This window comes from Roseomonas sp. GC11 (assembly GCF_024437745.1).
In the GTDB taxonomy this organism is placed as follows: Bacteria; Pseudomonadota; Alphaproteobacteria; order Acetobacterales; family Acetobacteraceae; genus Pseudoroseomonas.
In genome coordinates this window covers 1-21,488 of sequence record NZ_JANFNY010000059.1, presented here as the reverse complement: position 1 = coordinate 21,488, position 21,488 = coordinate 1, and the positions used below count along the sequence as shown (strand labels likewise).

The following is a 21,488-nucleotide window of genomic DNA, read 5'->3' as shown; positions in this document are numbered from 1 at the left end:
CCTCCCACCCAAAAGGGAAATGCCAGGATGGACGCCAAGCCGCAGACGGGTGAGGAAATCACCGGCCGCAACCTGAAGAACGGCATGCCACCGGTGCCGGCCTCGACCGGGCGCGACTGCGGCAGTGGACCGTTCAGGCGGCTTGTGCTGCGCGGCGCGACCATCATCGACGGCACCGGCGCGCCGCCCTGGGGCCCGGCCGATATCGTCATCGAGAACGACCGCATCGCCGCCATCGTCGCCGTCGGCACCCCGGGCAAGCCGATCAACCCGGCCCGCCGCCCGCCCGCCGGGGACGAGGAAATCGACTGCCACGGCAAGTTCGTCACCCCCGGCCTGATCGACTGCCACGCCCATGCCGGCGTCCCCTATCACGCCCTGCACGGCACCCCCGCCCCGGCTGATTATGTCTATAAGCTCTGGCTCGCCCATGGCGTCACCACGGTGCGCGAGATGGGCGGCTTCAGCGGCCTGGGCTGGATGGTGGAGCAGCGGCAGGCCTCGCGGGAAAACCGCATCGCCGCGCCGAATCTGGTGGTGCATTCCTACTTCCCCGCCGTCAACGACATGCTGAAGACCATCCACACGCCGGACGAGGCGCGCGCATGGCTGCGCGATCTGAAGTCCCGCGGCGCCGATGGCGTGAAGTTCTTCGGCGCGCCGCCGGCCATCATGAAGGCGGCGCTGGCCGAATGCCGCGAACTCGGCCTGCGCACCGGCTGCCACCACGCCCAGCAGGCGGTGACGCGGATGAACGCGCTGACCACCGCCGAATGGGGCCTGACCAGCGCCGAGCATTATTATGGCCTGCCCGAGGCGCTCTACGACAACCGCGTCGTGCAGAGTTACCCGGCTGGATACAACTACAATGATGAGTATTTTCGCTTCTCCTCCGCCGGCCAGACCTTCCAGCAGGCCGCCGAGCCGGGCAGCACGAAATGGAACGAGGTGATGGAGCGCTTCCTGGCGCTCGATTTCACCTTCGTCCCCACCTTCTCGATCTACGACGCCAACCGCGACGTGATGCGCACCCGCCGCGCCGACTGGCATGACGACTACACCTGGCCCAGCATGTGGCGCTTCTTCCAGCCTGCCCGTGGCGGCCACGGCTCCTACTGGTTCAAATGGTCAACCGGCAACGAGATCGACTGGAAGCAGCACTACCGGCTGTGGATGGCCTTCATCAACGAGTACAAGAATCGCGGCGGCCGGGTCTGCACCGGCAGCGACAGCGGCTTCATCTTCCAGACCTATGGCTTCGGCTATGTGCGCGAGCTGGAGCTGCTGCAGGAGGCCGGCTTCAACCCGCTGGAGGTGCTGCGCAGCGCCACCATCCAGGGCGCCGAGCTGCTGGGCATCGATGCGGAGACCGGCAGCATCGAGGTCGGCAAGCGCGCCGATCTTCTCGTGCTGGACGAGAACCCGCTGGAGGATTTCAAGCTGCTCTACGCCACCGGCGCGCTGCGGCTGAACGACACGAGCGGCCAGGTCGAATGGCGCCAGGCGCTGCGCCACACCATCCGCGCCGGGCTGGTCTTCGACATCCCCGCCATGCTGGCCGACATCCGGACCATGGTCGCCGCCCAGAAGGCGATCGAGGCCGAGGCCGCCACGAAGATCCCGGAAACCGCGCCGGCATGACGCGGGCGGCGGCGCCGGCCGAGTTCATCCTGCTCGCCGGCTTCCTGGGCAGCGGCAAGACCACGCTGCTGCGCGACTGGCTGGCCCTGCCGGAGGCCGCGGATACCGCGGTCATCGTCAACGAGGCCGGCCAGATCGACATCGACGGCGCCATCATCGCCGAGAGCGGCCCGCTGCCGCTGGCGATGCTGAGCAATGGCTGCGTCTGCTGCTCGCTGACCAATGATCTGGTCTTCACCGTGCAATCCCTGCTGGAGAGCCGTGAGAAGGCTGGCCTGCCGCCCTATCGCCGCATCATCCTGGAATGCAGCGGCCTGTCGCGGCCGGGTCCGATCCTGCGCAGCCTCGGCCCGCTGGCGCCACTCGGCCTGCGGGTGCGCGCCATCGCCACCTGCGACGCCCTCCAGGCCGAGGCGCGCGCCGCGCATTTCGATGAATTCGCCGCGCAGATCGCCGCCGCCGATGTCGTCGTCGTGACCAAGCTCGATCAGGCGGAAGGCGGCGCCGCGGCCGAACTGGCCGCGGCCATCAACCCCCTGGCGGCACTGGTGAGCGAGCCTGACCCGGCCGCCCGCACGCTCGCCGCCTTCACCACGCCGCCCGGCGCCGCCATGGCAGCGCCCGGAACCACGGCGCCGCATCCCCGCATCGGCGTCCATCTGGTGCAGTTCAACGAAGCCGCCAGCTGGGAGGACCGCCTCGACTGGATGGAAAATCTCGCGGCCTTTGCCGGCGAGCGCCTGTTGCGGATGAAGGGCTTCCTCCACCCGGTGGAAGATGACAGCGCGGCATTGCTGGTGCAGGTGGTGGGCACGCTGTTCAGCCCGCTCTCCCGCATGCCGCGCACCGTACGCACGCCGGAAGCCCTGGTGGTCATCACCCGCGATCTCTCGGCACGGGACCTCTGGTCGATGGCCCCCGACGCGCCGGTGCGGATCTCCCGCTACGCCAGCGGTGCGCGCCACGCGGTCAGCACGGGTTGAGCAGCCGGACAGCCCGCGCTCCGCTGGCAACACCCCGCGGGAGCGGGAGCGAATCAAGGCGCCAGCCTCGGCCGCGCCGACTCCAGGCACGCCGGTGGGACGGGAGGGCGGGCCAGGGGAAGCCCCTCCCCTGGCCCAGGTTCAGCCGCGCATGCGCCGCGCCGCCATTTCCCCGATCATCACACAGGTGAAATGCAGGTTGGCGCGGCAGTCGGTGGGCATGATGGCGGCGTCAGCGACGCGCAGTCCTTCGATCCCGTGGACGCGCAGCGCAGGATCGACCACCGCCATCGGGTCGGAGGCCGGCGCCATGCGGCAGGTGCCGGCAGCATGCTGGATGTCACTGCACTCGGCCAGCATCAGGGCGTCGAGCTGGTCATCGGGCAGCGCCACGGCCTCGGCGAAGGGCAGCGCGGTCTCGCCGAAGCGGATCTCGGTCGCGATCGATGTCACGGCATCCTGCGCGACGATCCTCGCCAGGCGGCGCAGCCCGTCGCGCAGGCGCAGGCGGTCACGCGGATCATCCAGCATGTTCTCCTCGACCACCGGGTTAGCGGCCGGGTCGGCCGAGGTCAGGCGGACCTCGCCACGCGAGAAGGCATCGTAGAGCGAGACGCCGATCGAGCCCACCGGCGCCGGCCCACCCGGGGCGAAACCGGTGTGGTTGAAGGCGATCATGATCATGTCGCGCTCGCCGCCTTCGCCGAGGCCGGAACTGTAGGTCAGGCAGCAATTGGTGTGGCGGCTGTCGGGGTCGGTCGCGGCATGGCCCGGCGCCAGTTGCAGGCTGGCGCGCAGGATCGGGTGGTCCATCAGCCCCTGGCCGATGCCGGGCATATCCCGCAGCACAGGGATGCCATGCTCGGCCAGGTGGTCCGCCGGGCCAAGGCCGGAGCGCATCAGGATCATCGGGCTGTGGATGGCGCCGGCGCAAAGCACGATCTCCCGCGCGGCGATCTCGACCGGGGCGGCTTCGCCCTCGAACCGCACGACGAGGCCCCGGGCGCGCCTGCCCGTGAAGAGAATCCGGTCGACCAGGGCGCCGCCGCGGATCTCCAGATTGGGCCGGCCACGGGCTGGCTCCAGGTAGCCGTCATTGGTGGTGACCCGCAGCCCGTTGCGGCTGTTGATCGGGTAGCAGGAGACGCCTTCCCCCTGCGGCGCGTTCAGGTCGGCCTTCCAGGGATAGCCGAGGCCGAGCGCGGCATCGCGCAGCGCCCGGTCCACCGCGCCCCAGGCCTGTTGCGGCGCGCGCCAGACCGGCAGCGGCCCACCCTGGCGGATGCCGGGGCCCGCCCCGGTCTCGCTATCATCCTCGATGCGGTCGAACAGCGGCAGGACGTCGGCAGCACCCCAGCCGGTGCAGCCGAGGGATTCCCAATGATCAAAGGCGGCCGGCACGCCGCGAATGGCGATCTGGGCATTGACCGTCGAGGACCCGCCCATGGTCTTGCCGCGCCAGTAGAAGCGTGGCGCCTGGGCGCGGGTGCGGCGGGTCTCCAGCCCCGGCCATTGCCACGCGGCCTGATGCGCGGGGTCACGCATGAAGGGGATGATGTTGGCGCTCCGCAGCGCATGCGGCGCCTCGGCGGAGCGCCAGTCGCGGCCGGCCTCCAGCAGCAGCACGTGGCGGGAGGCATCCTCGGACAGCCGGGCGGCGAGTGGGGCGCCGGCGGAGCCGGCCCCTACGACGATCACATCATACATCGCTCCAGCCTATTTCTCCGCCGCGTTTCAGAACAGCGGGATTGATAAGCGCGGCAGGCCGCCAGTTTGGCCGAATGGTCACCGGGCCGGAGGGGGTCGACCGTGTTCAGAGCGCCGCCTAGAAGAAAGCGGATCAGGTCAGGAGTGCCAGGATGGGCGCCACCATTGCGCAGATGCGGGCGGTCGAGGCGCTGTCGCGGACCGGCCGCTTCTCGCTCGCGGCCGAGGAACTGGGCGTCAGCCAGCCCACCATCTCGGCCCAGGTGCAGGCCTTCGAGCAGGCCAGCCGGCGCCGCATCTTTCTGCGCCAGGGCCATGCCGTGCGCCTGGCGCCGGAGGCCGGGGCGCTGATCGCCAAGATCCGCGTCACCCTGAAATGCCTGGCCGAGGTGGATGCGGCGCTGGAGGCCGGGGCGCGGCTGGAGCATGGCTCGCTCCATCTCGGTTTCAGCGCGCACCGGCTGATCATGGCGCCGCTCACGGAATTCGTCCGCCGCTATCCGGGGATGCGGGTCCGCACCCAGGGCGGGCCATCGCGGGCGCTGGCGGCGCAGGTGCTGAGCGGCGAGCTGGATCTGGCCGCCATCTCCATGGCCGAGCCAGACCCCCGCCTGGCCTGCCAGCCGATCGCCTCGTGCGGCCTCGTCATCTATGGGCCGAAGCATCATCCGGCGCTGCGGGACGGGCAGATCACCCTCGACGCCCTGGCCCGGGAGCGGCTGGTGCTGTGGAACCAGGACTCGGCCACACGAGGGGCCATCGACCAGGCGGCGCAGAGGGCGGGCCTGTCCCTCGATATCGCGCTGGAGGTGGCGACGCTGGATGTCGCCTATGCCTCGGTGGCTGCGGGGCTGGGGCTGTGCTGCGCCCTTGAGGGCGAGGTGACGCCAGACACCTTTGTCGACGTCGCGGCGCTGACGCCGCGGCTGGCCATCGATCACCAACTTGTCTGCCTGCCGGAATGCCGCGACCACGCCGCCATTACGGCTTTCCTGGACGTGGCCCGGGCGTTGCGGGGCATTGCCAGCGGTGGCATGCCGGGCGTCGAGGATTCATAGATTTTTTCTATATCTTTGACTTATCCATAGATTCATCATGTCGCGCGGGCGGCATCGGCCTATAGAGGCCCTGTCACAGCGCGAAGGCCTCCCCGTCCATGCAGCAGCCTGCCGATCTGGTCGTCGTCGGCGCCGGCATCGTCGGCCTGTCCGTGGCACTCGCCGCCGCGCGCCGTGGCAAGCGGGTGACGGTGGTGGAGCGCAACGCACGCGCGATCGGCGCCTCGATCCGCAATTTCGGCTTCGTCACCATCTCCGGCCAGAAGGCCGGGGAGCATTGGGCCCGTGCCTGCCGTGCCCGCGCGGTCTGGCAGGAGGTCGCCGAGGCCGCCGGCATCCCGATCCTCCATCGCGGCCTGGTCATGCCGGCCTATCGCCCTGAGGCCGAGGCGGTGCTCGACGCCTTCCTGGCCACCGAGATGGGCGCCGAATGCCGCCGGCTCTCCGCCAGCGAGGCGCGGGCGCATGTCCCCGCGATCCGCGCCACGGGGATGCGCGGCGCGCTGTGGAGTCCGCATGAGCTGCGCGTTGAATCGCGTGACGCCATCCCGAGAATCGCCGCCTGGCTGGAGGCGCGGCACGGCGTGTCGTTCCGGTGGAGCACGGCGGTGACGGCGATCAGCGGCACGCGGATCACCACCAGCCGCGGGGTGATCGAGGCAGAGGCTTGCGTCGTCTGCCCCGGCGATGACTTCGCCTCCGTCTTCCCCGAGCGGATCGCGGCGCACGGGCTGCGGGTCTGCACGCTGCAGATGCTGCGGGTCATGCCGGCGGCGGCGGCCCGCTTCGGCGCGGCGGTGATGTCGGATATGAGCTTCGCCCGCTACGAGGGCTTCGCGGAACTGCCCGAAGCCGCCGCGCTCTGCGCCCGGCTCGACGCGGAACAGGCGGAGGAACGCCGGATGGGCATCCATCTGATCGTGGTGCAGTCAGCCGATGGCTCGCTGGTGGTGGGCGACAGCCATGTCTATGGCGATGCGCCGGAGCCTTTCGCGCAGGACCGGCTGGACGCGATGATCCTGGCCGAATTCGACCGGGTCTTCGACCTGCCGGGGCGGCAGGTGGTGCGGCGCTGGTGCGGCAGCTACGCCTCGGCCAGCGACCGCGTGGTGCTGGTGGACAAGCCGGCCGAGAATATCCGCATCGCCATCGTCACCGGCGGCACTGGCGCCTCCACCGGCTTCGCGCTGGGCGAGCAGGTCGTCGCCGATCTCTACGGCTGAAGGAATTCGCAGCATGGCAGGGCAGCTCAAGGCCGTCGTCTTCGACTGGGCCGGCACGGTGATCGACTTCGGCTCCTTCGCGCCGATGGGAGTCTTCGTCGAGGCTTTTCGCCGTTTCGGTATCGAGGTCTCGATCGCCGAGGCACGGGCGCCGATGGGGCGGCCGAAATGGGATCATATCGCGGCCATGCTGGCACAGCCCCGCCTGGCGGCCGCCTGGGCGGCGCGGCACGGGCGCGCCCCGGGCCCGGAGGATATTCAGGCGGTCTACGAGGTCTTCGTGCCGCTGAACGAAGAGGTGGTCAGCGATTTCGCCGCTCTGGTCCCCGGCGTCGCGGAACTGGCCGTGGCACTCCGCCAGCGCGGGCTGAAGATCGGCTCGACGACCGGCTACACGCGCTCGATCATGGACCGGGTTCTGCCGCTGGCGGCGGCGCAGGGCTATGTGGCTGACAATCTGGTCTGCGCCGGCGACCTGCCGCAGGGGCGGCCGACGCCGATGAACATGTATCGCTGCTTCCTCGATCTCGGCGTCTGGCCGGGTCAGGCGGTGGTGAAGGTGGACGATACCGGCGTCGGCATCGACGAGGGGCGCGAGGCGGGCTGCTGGACGGTCGGCGTAACGCTCAGCGGCAACGAAGCGGGGGTCACGGTGGCCGAACTGGCGGCCCTGGATGTCGCCCAGCGCGATGCCTTGCGCGAGCGCGCCTCCGCAGCGCTGCGTCCGCACCGGCCGGATTTCCTGATCGACACGGTGGCTGATCTGCTGCCGGTGCTGGAGGAGATCGAGCTCCGTCTGGCACGGGGCCAACGACCGGGCGAGTAGCCCACGGCGATGCGGGCCGCGTGGCCATGCGCGGCCGGAGTGGGCTTGCCCCGATGGTTGGCGCCCGTACTCCTCGCGCGCGCCGTGAAAGACGAGAAGATGTCGCGGCGCTTCCTGCGGGCTGCCGCGCGGAGCGTGATGGACGAGGCCCAGAGCTGAACCAGCGCAAGGCTGGCGAACGCGCCCTGCCCTATCGGCGGCCGCGGTCGATCATGCCGCCGTTTCTGCCCACGGCCCGCCGGCGAGGCGTGGCACGGCATTGGACAACCCAGGGTATGCGGGTATATGCTCGCAATATGATATCACCCTGCTATTGCGTCATGCTCCGCCAGGCGGCGCGCCGCATGAGCGCCGCCTATGACGAGGCGCTGGCGCCGCTTGGCATCAACATCGCCCAGTTCGCCCTCCTGCGCATCGTGGCCCGCAGGGAGCGCGCCAGCCTTAGCGACCTCGGGCGGGCTGCCGAGCTGGACCGTTCGACCATTGGCCGCAATGTGCGGGTCCTCGAACGGATGGAATTGATGCGCACCATGCGGGGCGACGATGACAGGCGCGAGGCTGTCGTTGCCCTGACGGATCAGGGCCATGCGCTGCTCGCGGCCGCCATGCCTGTCTGGGAAGAGTGCCAGCATACCGTCGAAACCCGCTTCGGCGACGATGGCATCGCGCGCATGCGACAAATGCTCGGCGCCGTTTGAAGGGCGAGACGGACGCCATTTCTCTTTTGTGGACAGAAACGGGCATATACCCTTAAAGGCAGACCCCATGACCGCACGCGATGCCGCCTTCACCATCAGCTCCCGCCTCGCCGCCCGTCTGGCCCGGCGGGGGATCCACTATGGCTGGGTCGTGGCGGGCAGCACCTTCCTCACCATGCTGGTGACCGCCGGAGCGGTTGGCGCACCGGGCGTGCTGATGGCGCCTCTCGAGGCAGAATATGGCTGGGATACCGCCGACATTTCCTCCGGTTTCGCCATCCGCCTGGTGCTGTTCGGGCTGATAGGGCCGTTTGCGGCCGCCTTCATGAACCACTTCGGCGTTCGCCGCATGGCCGGCATCGCCCTGAGCCTGCTCGCCACCGGCATCCTCGGCTCCTTCTACATGACCCAGCTCTGGCACCTGTTCCTGCTCTGGGGGCTGGTGGTTGGCTTTGGCACCGGCCTGACGGCCATGGTCCTGGGCGCGACGGTGGCGACGCGATGGTTCGCGCAGCGTCGTGGCCTGGTGATGGGGCTGCTGACCGCCAGCACCGCCACGGGCCAGCTCGTCTTCCTTCCGCTGCTGGCCCAGCTCACCGCGTCCTTCGGCTGGCGCAGCGCCCTCGGCCTGGTGCTGGGCATGATCCTGCTGGCGGCAGTGACGGTGCTGGCGCTGATGCGCGACCGGCCCTCCGATATCGGGCTGCTGCCCTATGGCGCCACGGGCCAGCCGGGCGCGCCGCCGCCGCCGGGCACGCTGAGCGCCATGCTGGCCTCGCCGCTGCTCGCGCTGCGCGATGCCTCGCGATCGGCCACGTTCTGGGTGCTGTTCGGCACCTTCTTCATCTGCGGCGCTTCCACCAATGGGCTGGTGCAGACCCATTTCGTCTCGCTCTGCGGCGATTACGGCCTGGCCGCGGTCACGGCGGCGGGGATGCTGGCGATGATCGGCGCCTTCGATTTCGTCGGCACGGTCGGCTCCGGCTGGCTGTCGGACCGCTTCGACAGCCGCTGGCTGCTGTTCTGGTATTACGGCCTGCGCGGCTTGTCGCTGATCTATCTGACCTACAGCGATTTCAGCCTCTACGGCTTATCGATCTTCTCCGTCTTCTATGGTCTCGACTGGGTGGCCACCGTGCCGCCGACGGTGAAGCTGGCGGCGGACCGCTTTGGCGAGCGCACAAACCTCGTCTTCGGCTGGATCTTCGCCGGCCATCAGCTCGGCGCCGCCTGCGCCGCCTATGGTGCCGGCTTCAGCCGGACCGTCTATCAAACCTACCTGCCCGCCTTCTTCACGGCCGGCATCCTCTGCCTGATGGCCGCGCTGGCCATCGTGGCCGTGCGCGAAAGCCGGGCCGCGCCCGCGCGGCCCTGACCGCCTCACGCCGGGTGGCCGCCCCACCCTGCCACCGCGGCGCATTCCGCTACCCTATCGGTGCCATCCTCGGCACCCGGCCCCTGCACGCCATGCCGAGGGACGGCCTGCGGCGTGGCATCGTCACCCTGGGCCTTTGCGGTAGCCAGGGCATCACGCTGGCCCTCGAAGCTCTGTGAGGGACGCCGCGTCCTGCGCGCCGCACCTTGGCGAGGGCGCGCAGGATCAGGATATCGGGGCCGACAGGCGGACCTCAGCCGTAATTGGCGAACTTGGTCACCAGATAGGCGTCGATGCCCTCGGTGCCGTTCTCGCTGCCATAGCCGCTCTGCTTGACGCCGCCGAAGGGCGCTTCCGGCATGCCGAAATAGTAGGTGTTGATGCCCACCATCCCGCTCTCCAGGCTGTCGGCCAGCAGGTTGGCGCGGGCCGTCGTGGCGGTGAAGGCATAGGCGGCGAGACCGAAGGGCAGACGATTGGCCTTCTCGATCGCCTCCTCCACCTCGGTGAAGCGCGAGATGATGGCGACGGGGCCGAAGGGCTCGTCGTTCATGATCCGGGCGCTTTCGGGCACGTCCACCAGCACCGTGGGCTCGTAGAGGAAGCCCTCGCCGCCGATCCGCTGGCCGCCCGTGGTGATCTTCCCGCCCTGGGCGACCGCATCGGCGATCAGGCTCTCCATCGCCGCCAGCCGCCGGGGGTTGGCGAGCGGACCCATATTGGTCTGAGATTCGAGGCCGTTGCCGACCTTGATCGCGCGGGCGGCGGCGGTGAACTTCTCGACGAAGGCGTCATACACCGCGTCCTGCACGTAGAAGCGCGTCGGGGCGATGCAGCTGGCGCCGGCGTTGAAGAACTTGTTCGGCACGGAAAACGCCAGGGCCGCATCGATATCGGCATCGTCGCAGACGATCACCGGCGCGTGGCCGCCCAGTTCCATGGTGACCGGCGTGACGTTCTGCGTGGCGAGCGCGGCCAGCTGCTTGCCGACCGGGGTCGGGCCGGTGAAGGAGACCTTGCGGATGATCGGGGAGGAGATCAGCGTGTGCGAGATCATCGCCGGGTCGCCCAGGACCACGTTGAGCACCCCGGCCGGCAGACCGGCATCGGCGAAGGCTTCGGCGATGAGCAGGCAGGTCGCCGGCGTCTCTTCCGAGGGCTTGATGATCATCGAGCAGCCCGCCGCGAGCGCCGCGGCGATCTTGCGGCCGGTCAGCAGCGCCGGCACGTTCCACGGCGCGAACGCCGCAACCGGGCCGATCGGCTCGCGCGAAATGATCGCGCGGCCATGCGGCAGCCGGGATTCGACGGTGCGGCCATAGATCCGCTTGGCCTCTTCGCCGGCCCAGACCATGGAGTCGATGGTCAGGCTCATCTCCATGCGCGCTTCGGCCAGCGGCTTGCCGACTTCGAGCGTCAGCATCGTGGCGAATTGCTCGATGCGATCGCGGATCAGCCCTGCCGCCCTGATGATGATCGCCGAGCGCTCCCAGGCCGGCACCTTGCGCCAGACCTTGAAGGCGCGTTCGGAGGATTCCAGCGCCGCCTGCAGATCCGCCGCGGTGGCGTGCGGCATGGCGCCCAGCACGGCGCCGTCGAAGGGGTTCAGCACATCGCTGGTCTGCCGCCCCTCGCCCGAGAGCCTGTGGCCGTCGATCCATTGGTAGAGCGGGACATAAGCGGGGAAAGTCACCGAGCGTCTCCTTTTCAAACCTGCGCCGCGATGCGCCAAGGAAGGACGTGGAGCCGCGCGGGATGCCCCGCGCAAAACCGCGGCACGGCAGATGCGCCTCGTCCTCTACGCTCGATTTATGTCTCTAATAGGCATTTGTCAATGAGTGACACATACTCCTGGAGAGACCGTCATGCCGCGAAGGTCACGAGGCTGCTGGCCTCGTCGAACAGGGCGAGCAGGTCACGATCGCCATTCTCCGCGACCCATCGGCCGATGACGGCCCGCAGCATGGCAAAGACCAGGGCAGGATAAAGCAGGACCTGCCAGTCCCCGCCCCCCGCGGTTCCGCGCCGCTGCCTCAGCAGTTCCGTCACCTCTTCCGCGAGCCGCGCCGACATCTCCAGCTTGCGGGCCCGGATGGCGGGCGAAGAGGCAATGGCGCGCTCGATGGTGAGGTAGAATTCGGCCTGCGACTGGTAATGCGCCAGCATCGCGCGTGCGCTGGCCAGCAACGAGACATGTGCGGGCTCACTGGCGGGGCGGTCGGCGAAGCTGGACAGGAAGACGGACATGCCCTCCTCGACCCAGCTCACCACGACGTCTTCCTTCGTCGGAAAATAGCGCAGAAGCGTTCGCGCGGAGACATCAACCGCGTCGGCGATCTGGTGGATCGTGGTTTCCGCGAAACCCTGCTTTTCGAACAGTTCCAGCGCGGCCGCCAACAGGTCGGCGCGCGTCTTGTCCTTCTTGCGCTCTCGAAGACTCACGGCAGGCCCTTCTGAATGCTGACTGGCGGGCAGAATTTCACAAAAGTCACTCAGTGCCAAATTTCTCCGAAGGCATGCCCGCGCCAGGCTGGCCGCGGCGCCTGGAGTGGTTTGCCGATCTAGCGGGATCTCCGAACATTCGGCGCATCGCCCGGGCGATGCTTGCCAGCCTGCCTGCCACGATAACGCAAGGCATCGACGAGCAGCGAGAAGGCCGGAGGAAGCTGCCGGCGATCGGGATAATAGAGGTGATATCCCGCAAATGGCGGGCACCAGTCCTCGAGCACGCGCTCCAGCCTGCCCGACTGCAGCAGCGCTTCAGCCTGGTCCTCCATCACGCAGGCCAGTCCGACGCCTTCGGCCGCGGCCGTCAGGATCATCGGCACGTCGTTGAGGATCAACGGCCCCTCCACGCGCACATTGAGATCGCGCCCAGCACGTCCAAACTCCCAGGTGTAGAGGCCGCCCTTGGTTTGCATGCGGATATTGATGCAACGATGCGCCGTGAGCTGGTGGGGGGTCTCAGGCCGGCCATGCGCCGCGAAATAGGACGGCGCGCCAACGACAGCCATGCGGAGTTCCGGGCCGATCCTGACGGCGATCATGTCCTTCGCGACCTGCTCCCCGAGGCGGATGCCAGCATCAAAACGGTCCGCGATGATGTCGGTCAGATGGCTGTCAATCGAGATCTCGACGGCCACATCGGGATAATCCTGGAGCATCCTGCCTACCGCCGGCCACAGGATCGTCTCGGCGGCATGCCGGCTCGATGTGATCCTGACCGTCCCGGCAGGACGCTCGCGCAGCGCGCTCAAGGCCGAGAGGCGGGCGTCAATTTCATTGAAGGCCGGCCGAAGCGTCGCAATCAGCTGCTCTCCGGCTTCCGTCGGCGCGACCTTGCGCGTGTTGCGCGTGAGAAGCCGCAATCCGATCGAGGTTTCGAGCCGCCGCACGATCTGGCTGATCGCGGATTGGGACGTCCCCAGGGTGGCCGCCGCTCGCGTGAAGCTGCGCGCTTCGGCAACTGCAAGGAAAACAGCAAGATCGCTGAGCTCCTCCCGCTTCATTGATAAGCTCCAGATATAACCGCATACAAAACTAAGCATCTAATAGCTGAAAATTCCCTCGTCTATATCGCCTCAGCGAAATGGCCGCCGGTTCGCAATGCCCGGCGGGGCTCTGCGGAGGCAAGGACATGACGAAAGACGTGATCGTGGTCATCGGCGCAGGCGGGATCGGTCAGGCGATCGCGCGGCGCCAGGGTTTCGGCAAGACCGTCCTGCTGGCGGATGCGAATGAGCAGGTCCTGACCAAGGCCGCGGCCGAAATGCGCAATGCGAGCTATTCGGTCGTTCAGCAAGCGGTCGATGTCACGTCACGCGCCTCGGTGCGGGCGCTGGCGGAAACCGCGGCGAAACACGGCCCGGTCATGCAGGTGGTCAACACCGCAGGCCTTTCGCCGAATATGGCGCCTGTCCAGAAGCTGCTGGAGGTCGATCTCTATGGCTCGGCCGTGGTGTTCGAGGAATTCGGCAAGGTCATCGCCCAGGGCGGGGCCGGGCTGATCATTTCGAGCATGGCCGGCCACATGATGCGCCAGCTGCCGCAGGCGGATGAACAGCAGCTCGCCAGCGTTCCGGCGGATGAGCTGCTGGCCCTGCCCTGCCTGCAGGCCGAGGCCATTCCCAATACGCTGGTCGCCTACATGGTCGCCAAGCGCGCGAATTTTCTGCGCGTGCAGGCAGAGGCGATGAAATGGGGCGAGCGCGGCGCCCGCGTCAATGCGATCAGCCCCGGCATCATCGTCACCCCCTTGGCGGCACATGAGCTGAACTCGGAAATCGGCCACATCTACCAGGCCATGGTCGCGGCCTCGCCGGCCAAGCGCATGGCGCCGCCCGATGAGATCGCCATCGCGGCGTCCTTCCTGCTCGGCCCCGACGCCGGCTTCATCACCGGCGCCGATCTTCTCATCGATGGCGGCGTCATCGCGGCGATGCGCGCCGGCAAGCTGCCGACACCGGGCTGAGCGCCAGGAAGCCGGCAGTTCTCAGCTTTCCAGGAGCCAGAATCATGAAGCAACGCAGTTTGGCGGGCCTTGCCGTCAGCGAGATCGGCTTCGGCACCATGAGTTTCGCATCGACCTATGGCGCCTCGCCAGAGCGCGCCGAGGCGATCCGCGTCATCCGGGGTGCGCATGACCGTGGTGTCACCTTCTTCGATACGGCCGAGGCCTATGGCCCCTGGACCAACGAGGAACTGGTGGGTGAGGCGCTGCGTCCGATCCGTGATCAGGTGGTGATCGCGACCAAGTTCGGTTTCAACATCGACCAGAATACCGGCCAGCGGGGTGCGGGCGTCAACAGCCGGCCGGAGCAGGTGCGGTTGGTCGTCGAAAAGAGCCTCAAACGGCTGGGCATCGAGACGATCGACCTGCTGTACCAGCACCGGGTTGATCCGGCCGTGCCCATCGAGGAGGTGGCCGGCGTTGTCAAGGAACTGGTCGCAGCCGGCAAGGTCCGCCACTTCGGCATGTCCGAAGCAGCCGCCTCCACGATCCGGCGCGCGCATGCCGTGCATCCCGTGACCGCCATCCAGAGCGAATACTCGCTGTGGACTCGTGACCCCGAGGCCGAGGTTTTGCCGCTCTGCGCGGAACTCGGCATCGGCTTCGTGCCCTGGAGTCCGCTGGGCGCCGGTTACCTGACCGGCAAGATCGATGCATCGACGCCCATCGACAGCACCGATTTCAGGGCTTCCTCGCCGCGCTTTACCACGGAAGCCCGCGCTGCCAATCAGGTGCTGGTCGATCTGCTCCAGCGGATCGCCGCCGGCAAAGGGGCAACCCCGGCGCAGATCGCGCTCGCATGGCTGCTTGCCCGGGCCACCTTCATCGTGCCGATCTTCGGCACACGCCGTCTGGAGCGTGTCGAGGAGAATCTCGGCGCCGGCGCCATCACGCTCACGCCCGCCGATCTTGAGGAAATCGAGAACGCCTTCAGCGCCATGGAGATCAAGGGCGAGCGCCTGCCGCCGTCAGTGCTGCAGTTCTCCTACCGCTGATCGAGGCCGTTTCGATGAAACAGCCTGCGCCGGGGCAAGGCGGTCTCGCTGTTTCTGGCGTGAGTCTCGTCTGCATGGGGATGCGCGATGCCGTCGATCGAAGAACACTGCTGAGGGCTTCATCATGACCAACATCCTCATCATCGGCGCACATGGACAGATCGCGCGGGTCGCCACCCGTCAATTGCTGGAGCGGACCGATGCGAGGCTGACCCTCTATCTGCGCCGCGCCCGGCGGCTCGAGACGCTCGCAGCCAACCCTCGCATCAGGCTCGTCGAGGGCGACGCGACCGATGCGGCGACGCTGGAGCACGCCATGAATGATCAGGATATCATCTACGCCAATCTGTCAGGCGACATGAAGCGACAGGCGGAGACGATCGTCGCGACGATGAAGAAAGCAGGTCTGCGCCGGCTGATCTTCATCAGCTCGATGGGTATCTACGGCGAGGTTCCAGGCGAGCATTACCGCAGCATCCTCGACCCGTATCGCGAGAGCGCCGCGATCGTCGAAGGTTCGGGCCTTGATGTCACGGTGATCCGTCCCGCCTGGCTCAATGACGATGACGAGATCGCCTATGACACCACGCGTAAGGGCGAAGCCTTCGTCCATCCCAAGGCAACCGTCTCGCGCGCCAGCGTGGCTGATCTGATCGTCAGGCTTGTGACCCAGTCTGATTTTGGCGTTGGCGAGAGCTTCGGCATCCACGCTGCCTGACAACACTTCAAAGGAGAGCATCATGAAACAGCGCATGCTGGGAAACCTCGTGGTCAGCGAGATCGGCTTCGGCTGCATGGGGCTGGATTTCAGCTACGGCCACCGGATCACCCGCCAGGAAGGCATTGCCCTCATCCGCCAGGCGGCCGAGCGCGGGGTCACTTTCTTTGATACGGCCGAGATCTACGGCCCCTTCACCAACGAGGAGATGGTCGGCGAGGCGCTGCGCCCGATCCGCGACCGGGTGGTGATCGCCACGAAATTCGGCTTCGACGTGGATCCCGCCACGGGTCAGGTCCGTGGCGTTTCGAGCCGGCCCGAGACTATCCGCGCCATTGTGGAGCGCTCGCTCACGCGGCTCGGTATCGAGACGGTCGATCTGATCTACCAGCACCGCGTCGATCCCAATGTGCCGATCGAGGATGTCGCCGGTGTCGTCCGCGACCTCATCGCCGAGGGGAAGGCACGGCATTTCGGCCTGTCGGAGCCGGGCGTCAGGACGCTGCGCCGCGCCCATGCGGTGCAGCCGGTCGCGGCCGTGCAGAACGAGTATTCGCTGTGGTGGCGTGCCCCTGAGACGAACGGAATCCTGGCGGCCTGCGATGAACTCGGCATCGGCTTCGTGCCCTACAGCCCGCTCGGCAAGGGGTTCCTCACGGGCGCGATCAGCGCGGAGACGAAGCTCGATACGAGCGACTTCCGCGCCAATACCCCGCGCTTCCAGCCCGAGGCGCTCGCAAAGAACGAGGCTTTCGTCGATCTGCTCAAGCGCGTCGGCGCGGTCCGTGGCGCCAGCCCGGCCCAGATCGCGCTGGCCTGGCTGCTAGCCCAGCGCCCCTACATCGTGCCGATCCCGGGCACGACCAAGCTGCACCGACTGGAGGAAAACCTCGGCGCTGCCGTGATCGACCTGACCCAGGCCGAGCTCGCCGAGATCCAGGCCGCGCTCGCCGGCCTGAATGTCGAGGGTGACCGATACGCGCCCGCGGCCAAGGCGATGGCCGGCGTCGAGGCGCCCGAAAAGGAGAAGATCTGATGTCGCAGGTTATCGTCGTTGTTGGCGCCGGCTCGATAGGCTAGGCCATCGCCCGGCGCGTGAGCGTCGGCAAGACCGTTCTGCTCGCGGACCTTCGGCAGGAAAACGCCGAGGTCGCCGCGAAAGTGTTGAGCGACGCCGGTTATCGCGTGCAGACCACCACCGTCGACGTGTCCTCCCGCCCGTCGGTCGAAGCGCTGGTGGCCACGGCGCGCGGATTGGGCGAAGTCACCGGCCTCATCCAGGCCGCCGGTGTCTCGCCCTCGCAGGCGCCTGTCGAGGTGATCCTGAAGGTCGATCTCTACGGGACCGCCCTGCTCCTTGAGGCGTTCGGCGAAGTGATGGCGAGGGGTGGTTCGGGGGTCGTCATCTCCTCGCAGTCCGGGCATCGCATGGGCCCGCTGACGATCGAGCAGAATCGCCAGCTTGCGACCACGCCCGTCGAGCAGTTGCTGGATCTGCCCTTCCTCCAGCCAGGCCAGGTGCAGGACACGCTGCATGCCTATCAGCTTTCCAAGCGAGGCAACGGCTTGCGGGTGCAGGCCGAGGCGGTGCGGTGGGGCAAGCGCGGCGCGCGCATCAACGCGATCAGCCCCGGCATCGTCATCACGCCGCTGGCCAATGACGAACTGAATGGCCCCCGCGGCGCCGGCTATCGCAGGATGATTGAAAGCTCGATCGCCGGCCGCGCCGCCACCCCGGACGAGATCGCCAATCTGGCCGCGCTGATCATGGGCACGGACGGCGGTTTCATCACCGGTAGCGATTTCCTGATCGACGGCGGCACCACAGCGGTTCACTGGTTCGGCGAGAGCAGCCCGGCCTAGTTCCTCCGAATCATTGGCGGCGTGACCTCGGCCCCGGTCAAGCGCACGAGCAAATGGCCCCATGCCGGCGCACACGGCATGGGGCTTGGTTGCTCAGCGCGCCGCGCGGCCACTGTTGCAGCCTTCCCGCAGGGACGCGGGCGGCGGTTTCTGCGTCAGGTCGGCAGCTTCATCTGCCCGCGCAGGCTCTTATCGAACATGCCGGCGGGCACGAAGCGACGCAGGACATGGAGCTGGCTGGCGCGCCTGCCCGCCGGGTTGCGCAGCCTGGGTGCAGGGGCGGTCGCCGCTGCAACGACAGTGGCGGCCACCGTCTCGGGGGTATCCCCGTCCTGGATCGCGCTGTTCCACACCGCGGTCATCGCCGCACGCGCCGCTTCATAGACCGGCAGGGGGCGGTCGGGCTTGGGCGCATTGCGGTCCAGCGCGGTGCGCGTGAAAGCCGGCTCGACCAGCAGCACGCGGATGCCGAGGGTGCGCACCTCATGGTCGAGGGATTCCGAATAGCCTTCCACGGCGTGCTTGGTCGCGGCATAGAGCGCGGCATAGGGGCTGGGGAGGAAGCCGACCACCGAACTGATGTTGACGATGCGGCCGCTGCGCTGCCCGCGCATGATCGGCAACACCGCCTGGGTGGTCCGGACGACCCCGAACAGATTGAGATCGAAGAGAGCCTTGGCCTGGTCAATGGAGGTTTCCTCCGCCGCGCCGATCAGCGCGGCGCCGGCATTGTTGACCAGAAGATCGATGCGCCCGGCCTGCCGCATCACCTCCGCCACCATGGCGGCGACGGAGGCATCGTCGGTCACATCGCAGGGCAGCAGGGTGATGCCGGGCGCCGTCTCGGGCGCCGGATTGCGGCTGGTGCCGAACACGCGGTAGCCCGCGGCCAGGAGCGCCGCGGCCGTGGCCTTGCCGATGCCCGCGGAAGCGCCGGTGACGAGGGCTACACCACGATGGGCCATACTCATGAGATCGCTTCCTTCTGCCCCAGCCATCACGGCTGGGGCGCTCGCAGGATGAAGAGATTGCACGCCTTGGCGGGCCATGGCCGCGCCAGGCTCAGGGCCGGTGCGCGCCACGGATGAAAGCTGCGATCTGGGCCGCGGCCATGTCCGGATGCTGATGATGCGGCCCGTGGCCGGCCCGCGGGTAGGTGATGAGATGGAGCGTGGGCAACTGGCCGTTCAGGGCGTACCAGTTCTCGATGGGCATCACGATGTCATGGTCCCCGCCCAGGTGCAGGATCGGCGTCGCCGTCGTCTTGAGGAGTTGCAGAATGTCGGGCGACGGAAAGAGGGGGTTCCGCGGTTCGCGGCCGATCTGCGCGATGGCCCATTCGGCCGGAACGTCGGGGCTGCGGTCCTCCGTCCGGGCGGCCATCCGCTCGAAGGAGCGCCGCGAGGCCTCACGGCTGGCGGCATCGGCGGGCTCGAAGAAAACGGTCGTGAACTGGTCGAGGTCGATGCCCGGCGCGGCGGCGGTGTCATAGAAAAGCTGCTCGCCCGACTTGGCGAGCGGCCCCGGCGGGGTCGTGCCCAGCAGAACGACATGGCTCGCCATCTCGCCGGTCATCGCGAGCAGGATCTGCGCGGCGATGCCGCCGATGGACCAGCCGCCGATGGCCAGATCCTTCAGGCCGAGGGCCGTGATCAGGTCGAGCCCATCCTTGGCCAGCGAGACGGGATTGTAGGTGGCCTCGCCGCTGGATTGGCCGAGACCGGAATAGTCGAAGGTGATGACCTGAAGCCCCTCGGCCGCCAGGGCGTCGATGAAGGCCGGATCCCACAGGTCGAGAACACCCCGGAAGCGGTTGCACAGCACCAGGGGCTTGCCCGTGCCGACGACGCGGTAGGCAAGCCGGCGGCCGTTGCTCTCGACGAACTGGGTGCGTGCCTCGGCCGAACTGGCGGCGGTGCGCAGGGGCGTGGCGTTGGAAGGCGTGGTCATCTGAGGCGTTCCTATCCGTGTGTTTGGGGGGTGACGCCGGGATGCGCGGGGCATTGCCGGCGCATGCGCCTGCCCCTGCAGCGCCCGGGCCCAGTCGCCTGAGCCGCTCGGCTCAGGCGGAAGCCGGGAGGCGGTAGCGTTCGGCCGGCGCGCCGCCCAGGCCAGACGGCAGGGTGGCGCGTGCCCCCTCGAACGCCTCCCACAGGCCAATATCGGCGAGCGGCGGAATGGTGACGGCCTCCCGGCGGTCGAAGCCGACGAGGGCGGCATCGACGAGATCGCCGGCCTCCATGACATTGGGAATCTGGGCCAGATCGACACCGGCCTTGGCCCAGATCTCGGTGCGGGTCGCGGCCGGCAGCACAGCCTGTACGTAAACGCCCTTCGGCCCCGCTTCCGCGGCCAGCCCCTGCGAGAAGGTGAGGATATAGGCCTTCGTCGCCGCGTAGATGCCGGGGAAAGAGGCCGGCATGAGCGAGACAACCGAGCCGATGTTCACGATGGCGCCATGGCCGCGCGCCACCATGCCCTCGAGTGCCGCCGAGGCGAGCCGCGTCGGGGCCGCGACGTTGAGGCGCAGCAGATGGTCCATCCTGTCCGGCGCACTCCCCTGGAACGGGCCCACCAGCGCGGCGCCGGCATTGTTGACGAGCGTGTCGACCGGCGCGCCGAGGCGCAGCCGATGTTCCACCAGGGCCAGATCCGCCGGCTCCGCCAGGTCGGCGGTGATCACCTCGACCGAAACGGCGTGGGCTGCGCGCAATTCGGCGGCCAGGGCCTCCAGCTTGTCGGTGTTGCGCGCCACCAGGACGAGATCGTGGCCACGGGCCGCGAAACGGCGGGCATAGACGGCGCCGATCCCGCCCGAGGCGCCCGTGATGAGGGTCGTCGACATTGGTCTTCTCCGAGAGAGCGTGCCGCTCATGTGGATGATGCACATCATCTAATTGAAAGGATGATCAATGTCATCTATAATTTTTTGCGTGAGGAGATTTTAGGATGGCCAGGAGTCAGCAGCAGAAGGCGGAGAGCCGGCAGGCGATCATGCGCTCCGCCGCGAATCTGTTTCGAGAGAAGGGGTTGGAGGGCGTCACCATTGCCGAGGTCATGGACGGCGCCGGGCTCACGCATGGCGGATTCCCGCGGCACTTTGCCAGCAAGGAAGAACTTGTTACCGCCACCCTGGCCGAGTTGTTTGTCGCCGAGACGCGCGCGCCATCCCTGCCCACATATGATTTGCGCGCCTTCGCCCGCGCCTATCTGCACCCCGAGCATCGGGCAGCGCCCGGGGCTGGCTGCGTCTTCGCTGCCCTGGGCCCCGAAATGGCACGGGCGCCGGGCCCCACCCGCGAGGTTCTCACCGCCGCCATAGAGCGACAGATCGAGACATTCGCGAGCATGACGGTTGGCGAGGGAGCGGTTGAAGGGCGGGCGGCGGCGATCGGAACCTGGGCGACCATGATCGGCGCCATGATCCTGGCCCGTATCGCCACTTCGGAGGCGCTTGCCGGGGAGATCCTGGCTTCGGCGCGCATCTTCCTCGATGCCGAGGAGGAAAGCATACGTTCATCGCCTTGCCGCTGAAGAGCACGACTTCGTCGATGCCACAGGAACGAACGCCAAACGCCGCAAGCCGTTGCCTCGACCTCGGCCTTGAACACAGCCCGATCACCGTCTCGGCGGGCGCGTTGTCGTGGGAATCGCCAACGCTCCCGACAGACGGCTCGATCCCGGCGTCGAGCAGCCGTTCCGTGTACCGAATGCTGGCATATTGGGCGGCTTCACGTGGTCGTCGTAACACCGAGATGGAGGGTGATGGCGATGGCTGGTCGGCGGCGTTCAGCATCAGGCGCGTGCGCAGGTCGAGACTGTCAGAAATTTCGTGTAGGGCGGAGCATAGTAGGGAAGAAGGAGACCCCCTATGGCCCGACGGAAAGAGCC

19 protein-coding genes and 1 pseudogene are annotated in these 21,488 nt (G+C 67.9%); 13 read left to right on the top strand and 7 right to left on the bottom strand.

Annotated elements, in window-relative coordinates; translation table 11 throughout:
- Nucleotides 1–27 precede the first annotated feature (27 nt).
- Together NON00_RS17220 and NON00_RS17215 are read left to right on the top strand one after the other, a co-directional pair.
- On the top strand, nt 28–1,641 hold the full coding sequence (locus NON00_RS17220; RefSeq protein WP_256023513.1) for an amidohydrolase family protein: 1,614 nt from the start codon (nt 28–30) through the stop codon (nt 1,639–1,641).
- Nucleotides 1,638–2,624, top strand: coding sequence for a GTP-binding protein (locus tag NON00_RS17215; RefSeq protein ID WP_256023510.1), 987 nt, complete (start codon nt 1,638–1,640; stop codon nt 2,622–2,624). Before NON00_RS17220 ends, NON00_RS17215 begins: the two co-directional genes overlap by 4 nt.
- 141 nt (nt 2,625–2,765) lie before the next feature.
- Here the strand turns inward: NON00_RS17215 and NON00_RS17210 are convergent, their stop codons facing one another.
- Nucleotides 2,766–4,331, bottom strand: coding sequence for a GMC family oxidoreductase (locus tag NON00_RS17210; protein WP_256023507.1), 1,566 nt, complete (start codon nt 4,329–4,331; stop codon nt 2,766–2,768).
- A 152-nt stretch (nt 4,332–4,483) separates the two neighbouring features.
- Between NON00_RS17210 and NON00_RS17205 the strand changes: the two genes are divergently transcribed.
- The 5 genes and pseudogenes from NON00_RS17205 (at nt 4,484) to NON00_RS17185 (ending at nt 9,511) form a co-directional block, all read left to right on the top strand.
- Nucleotides 4,484–5,389: a LysR family transcriptional regulator gene (locus NON00_RS17205; protein WP_256023505.1), complete on the top strand. Its 906-nt coding sequence runs from the start codon at nt 4,484–4,486 to the stop codon at nt 5,387–5,389.
- Between the two features lie 80 nt (nt 5,390–5,469).
- Nucleotides 5,470–6,612: pseudogene (locus NON00_RS17200) on the top strand (TIGR03364 family FAD-dependent oxidoreductase); the annotation flags it as partial.
- A 13-nt stretch (nt 6,613–6,625) separates the two neighbouring features.
- Nucleotides 6,626–7,438, top strand: coding sequence for a phosphonoacetaldehyde hydrolase (phnX, locus tag NON00_RS17195; protein ID WP_256023502.1), 813 nt, complete (start codon nt 6,626–6,628; stop codon nt 7,436–7,438).
- Nucleotides 7,439–7,734: 296 nt separating this feature from the next.
- The gene (locus tag NON00_RS17190) at nt 7,735–8,136 is read left to right on the top strand and encodes a MarR family winged helix-turn-helix transcriptional regulator (RefSeq protein ID WP_256023500.1); all 402 of its coding nucleotides are present in this window, start codon (nt 7,735–7,737) and stop codon (nt 8,134–8,136) included.
- Nucleotides 8,137–8,203: 67 nt separating this feature from the next.
- Nucleotides 8,204–9,511: an MFS transporter gene (locus tag NON00_RS17185; RefSeq protein ID WP_256023498.1), complete on the top strand. Its 1,308-nt coding sequence runs from the start codon at nt 8,204–8,206 to the stop codon at nt 9,509–9,511.
- Between the two features lie 253 nt (nt 9,512–9,764).
- On the opposite strand, the gene NON00_RS17180 is transcribed toward NON00_RS17185, so the two are convergent.
- The 3 genes from NON00_RS17180 to NON00_RS17170 form a co-directional block, all read right to left on the bottom strand.
- The gene (locus NON00_RS17180) at nt 9,765–11,204 is read right to left on the bottom strand and encodes an NAD-dependent succinate-semialdehyde dehydrogenase (protein ID WP_256023495.1); all 1,440 of its coding nucleotides are present in this window, start codon (nt 11,202–11,204) and stop codon (nt 9,765–9,767) included.
- Between the two features lie 170 nt (nt 11,205–11,374).
- On the bottom strand, nt 11,375–11,953 hold the full coding sequence (locus NON00_RS17175) for a TetR/AcrR family transcriptional regulator (protein ID WP_256023493.1): 579 nt from the start codon (nt 11,951–11,953) through the stop codon (nt 11,375–11,377).
- 119 nt (nt 11,954–12,072) lie between these two features.
- A complete protein-coding gene (locus tag NON00_RS17170; protein WP_256023491.1) occupies nt 12,073–13,020 on the bottom strand; it encodes a LysR family transcriptional regulator in 948 nt (315 codons plus the stop codon).
- 128 nt (nt 13,021–13,148) lie between these two features.
- Between NON00_RS17170 and NON00_RS17165 the strand changes: the two genes are divergently transcribed.
- From NON00_RS17165 to NON00_RS17145, 5 genes are all read left to right on the top strand, one after another.
- A complete protein-coding gene (locus NON00_RS17165) occupies nt 13,149–13,982 on the top strand; it encodes an SDR family oxidoreductase (RefSeq protein WP_256023489.1) in 834 nt (277 codons plus the stop codon).
- Nucleotides 13,983–14,026: 44 nt separating this feature from the next.
- Entirely contained in the window at nt 14,027–15,016 is a 990-nt protein-coding gene (locus NON00_RS17160; protein ID WP_256023487.1) for an aldo/keto reductase, read from the top strand.
- Between the two features lie 124 nt (nt 15,017–15,140).
- Nucleotides 15,141–15,734, top strand: coding sequence for an NAD(P)H-binding protein (locus tag NON00_RS17155; RefSeq protein WP_256023484.1), 594 nt, complete (start codon nt 15,141–15,143; stop codon nt 15,732–15,734).
- A 22-nt stretch (nt 15,735–15,756) separates the two neighbouring features.
- Nucleotides 15,757–16,770, top strand: a complete 1,014-nt coding sequence (locus NON00_RS17150; protein ID WP_256023482.1) for an aldo/keto reductase — start codon at nt 15,757–15,759, stop codon at nt 16,768–16,770.
- A 47-nt stretch (nt 16,771–16,817) separates the two neighbouring features.
- A complete protein-coding gene (locus tag NON00_RS17145) occupies nt 16,818–17,597 on the top strand; it encodes an SDR family oxidoreductase (protein ID WP_370688732.1) in 780 nt (259 codons plus the stop codon).
- A gap of 155 nt (nt 17,598–17,752) precedes the next feature.
- Here NON00_RS17145 and NON00_RS17140 read toward each other — a convergent pair whose 3' ends face one another.
- From NON00_RS17140 to NON00_RS17130, 3 genes are all read right to left on the bottom strand, one after another.
- Nucleotides 17,753–18,568 carry an oxidoreductase gene (locus NON00_RS17140; protein ID WP_256023477.1) on the bottom strand — a complete coding sequence of 272 codons (816 nt, stop codon included), beginning with the start codon at nt 18,566–18,568 and terminating at the stop codon, nt 17,753–17,755.
- Nucleotides 18,569–18,659: 91 nt separating this feature from the next.
- On the bottom strand, nt 18,660–19,547 hold the full coding sequence (locus NON00_RS17135; RefSeq protein ID WP_256023475.1) for an alpha/beta fold hydrolase: 888 nt from the start codon (nt 19,545–19,547) through the stop codon (nt 18,660–18,662).
- Nucleotides 19,548–19,659: 112 nt separating this feature from the next.
- Entirely contained in the window at nt 19,660–20,442 is a 783-nt protein-coding gene (locus tag NON00_RS17130; RefSeq protein WP_256023473.1) for an SDR family oxidoreductase, read from the bottom strand.
- A gap of 104 nt (nt 20,443–20,546) precedes the next feature.
- Here NON00_RS17130 and NON00_RS17125 point away from each other — a divergent pair, with 104 nt between their 5' ends.
- Complete coding sequence (locus NON00_RS17125) at nt 20,547–21,131, top strand: TetR/AcrR family transcriptional regulator (protein WP_256023471.1); 585 nt, start codon at nt 20,547–20,549, stop codon at nt 21,129–21,131.
- Nucleotides 21,132–21,488: the final 357 nt, after the last annotated feature.

What these genes read in the sequence shown, in the direction of transcription:
- NON00_RS17140 (WP_256023477.1), bottom strand. Translation starts at nt 18,568, where the DNA reads ATGAGTATGGCCCATCGTGGTGTAGCCCTCGTCACCGGCGCTTCCGCG.
- NON00_RS17150 (WP_256023482.1), top strand. Translation starts at nt 15,757, where the DNA reads ATGAAACAGCGCATGCTGGGAAACCTCGTGGTCAGCGAGATCGGCTTC.
- NON00_RS17185 (WP_256023498.1), top strand. Translation starts at nt 8,204, where the DNA reads ATGACCGCACGCGATGCCGCCTTCACCATCAGCTCCCGCCTCGCCGCC.
- NON00_RS17165 (WP_256023489.1), top strand. Translation starts at nt 13,149, where the DNA reads ATGACGAAAGACGTGATCGTGGTCATCGGCGCAGGCGGGATCGGTCAG.
- NON00_RS17130 (WP_256023473.1), bottom strand. Translation starts at nt 20,442, where the DNA reads ATGTCGACGACCCTCATCACGGGCGCCTCGGGCGGGATCGGCGCCGTC.
- NON00_RS17210 (WP_256023507.1), bottom strand. Translation starts at nt 4,331, where the DNA reads ATGTATGATGTGATCGTCGTAGGGGCCGGCTCCGCCGGCGCCCCACTC.
- NON00_RS17125 (WP_256023471.1), top strand. Translation starts at nt 20,547, where the DNA reads ATGGCCAGGAGTCAGCAGCAGAAGGCGGAGAGCCGGCAGGCGATCATG.
- NON00_RS17190 (WP_256023500.1), top strand. Translation starts at nt 7,735, where the DNA reads ATGATATCACCCTGCTATTGCGTCATGCTCCGCCAGGCGGCGCGCCGC.
- NON00_RS17215 (WP_256023510.1), top strand. Translation starts at nt 1,638, where the DNA reads ATGACGCGGGCGGCGGCGCCGGCCGAGTTCATCCTGCTCGCCGGCTTC.
- NON00_RS17155 (WP_256023484.1), top strand. Translation starts at nt 15,141, where the DNA reads ATGACCAACATCCTCATCATCGGCGCACATGGACAGATCGCGCGGGTC.
- NON00_RS17160 (WP_256023487.1), top strand. Translation starts at nt 14,027, where the DNA reads ATGAAGCAACGCAGTTTGGCGGGCCTTGCCGTCAGCGAGATCGGCTTC.
- NON00_RS17220 (WP_256023513.1), top strand. Translation starts at nt 28, where the DNA reads ATGGACGCCAAGCCGCAGACGGGTGAGGAAATCACCGGCCGCAACCTG.
- NON00_RS17135 (WP_256023475.1), bottom strand. Translation starts at nt 19,547, where the DNA reads ATGACCACGCCTTCCAACGCCACGCCCCTGCGCACCGCCGCCAGTTCG.
- NON00_RS17205 (WP_256023505.1), top strand. Translation starts at nt 4,484, where the DNA reads ATGGGCGCCACCATTGCGCAGATGCGGGCGGTCGAGGCGCTGTCGCGG.
- phnX (WP_256023502.1), top strand. Translation starts at nt 6,626, where the DNA reads ATGGCAGGGCAGCTCAAGGCCGTCGTCTTCGACTGGGCCGGCACGGTG.
- NON00_RS17170 (WP_256023491.1), bottom strand. Translation starts at nt 13,020, where the DNA reads ATGAAGCGGGAGGAGCTCAGCGATCTTGCTGTTTTCCTTGCAGTTGCC.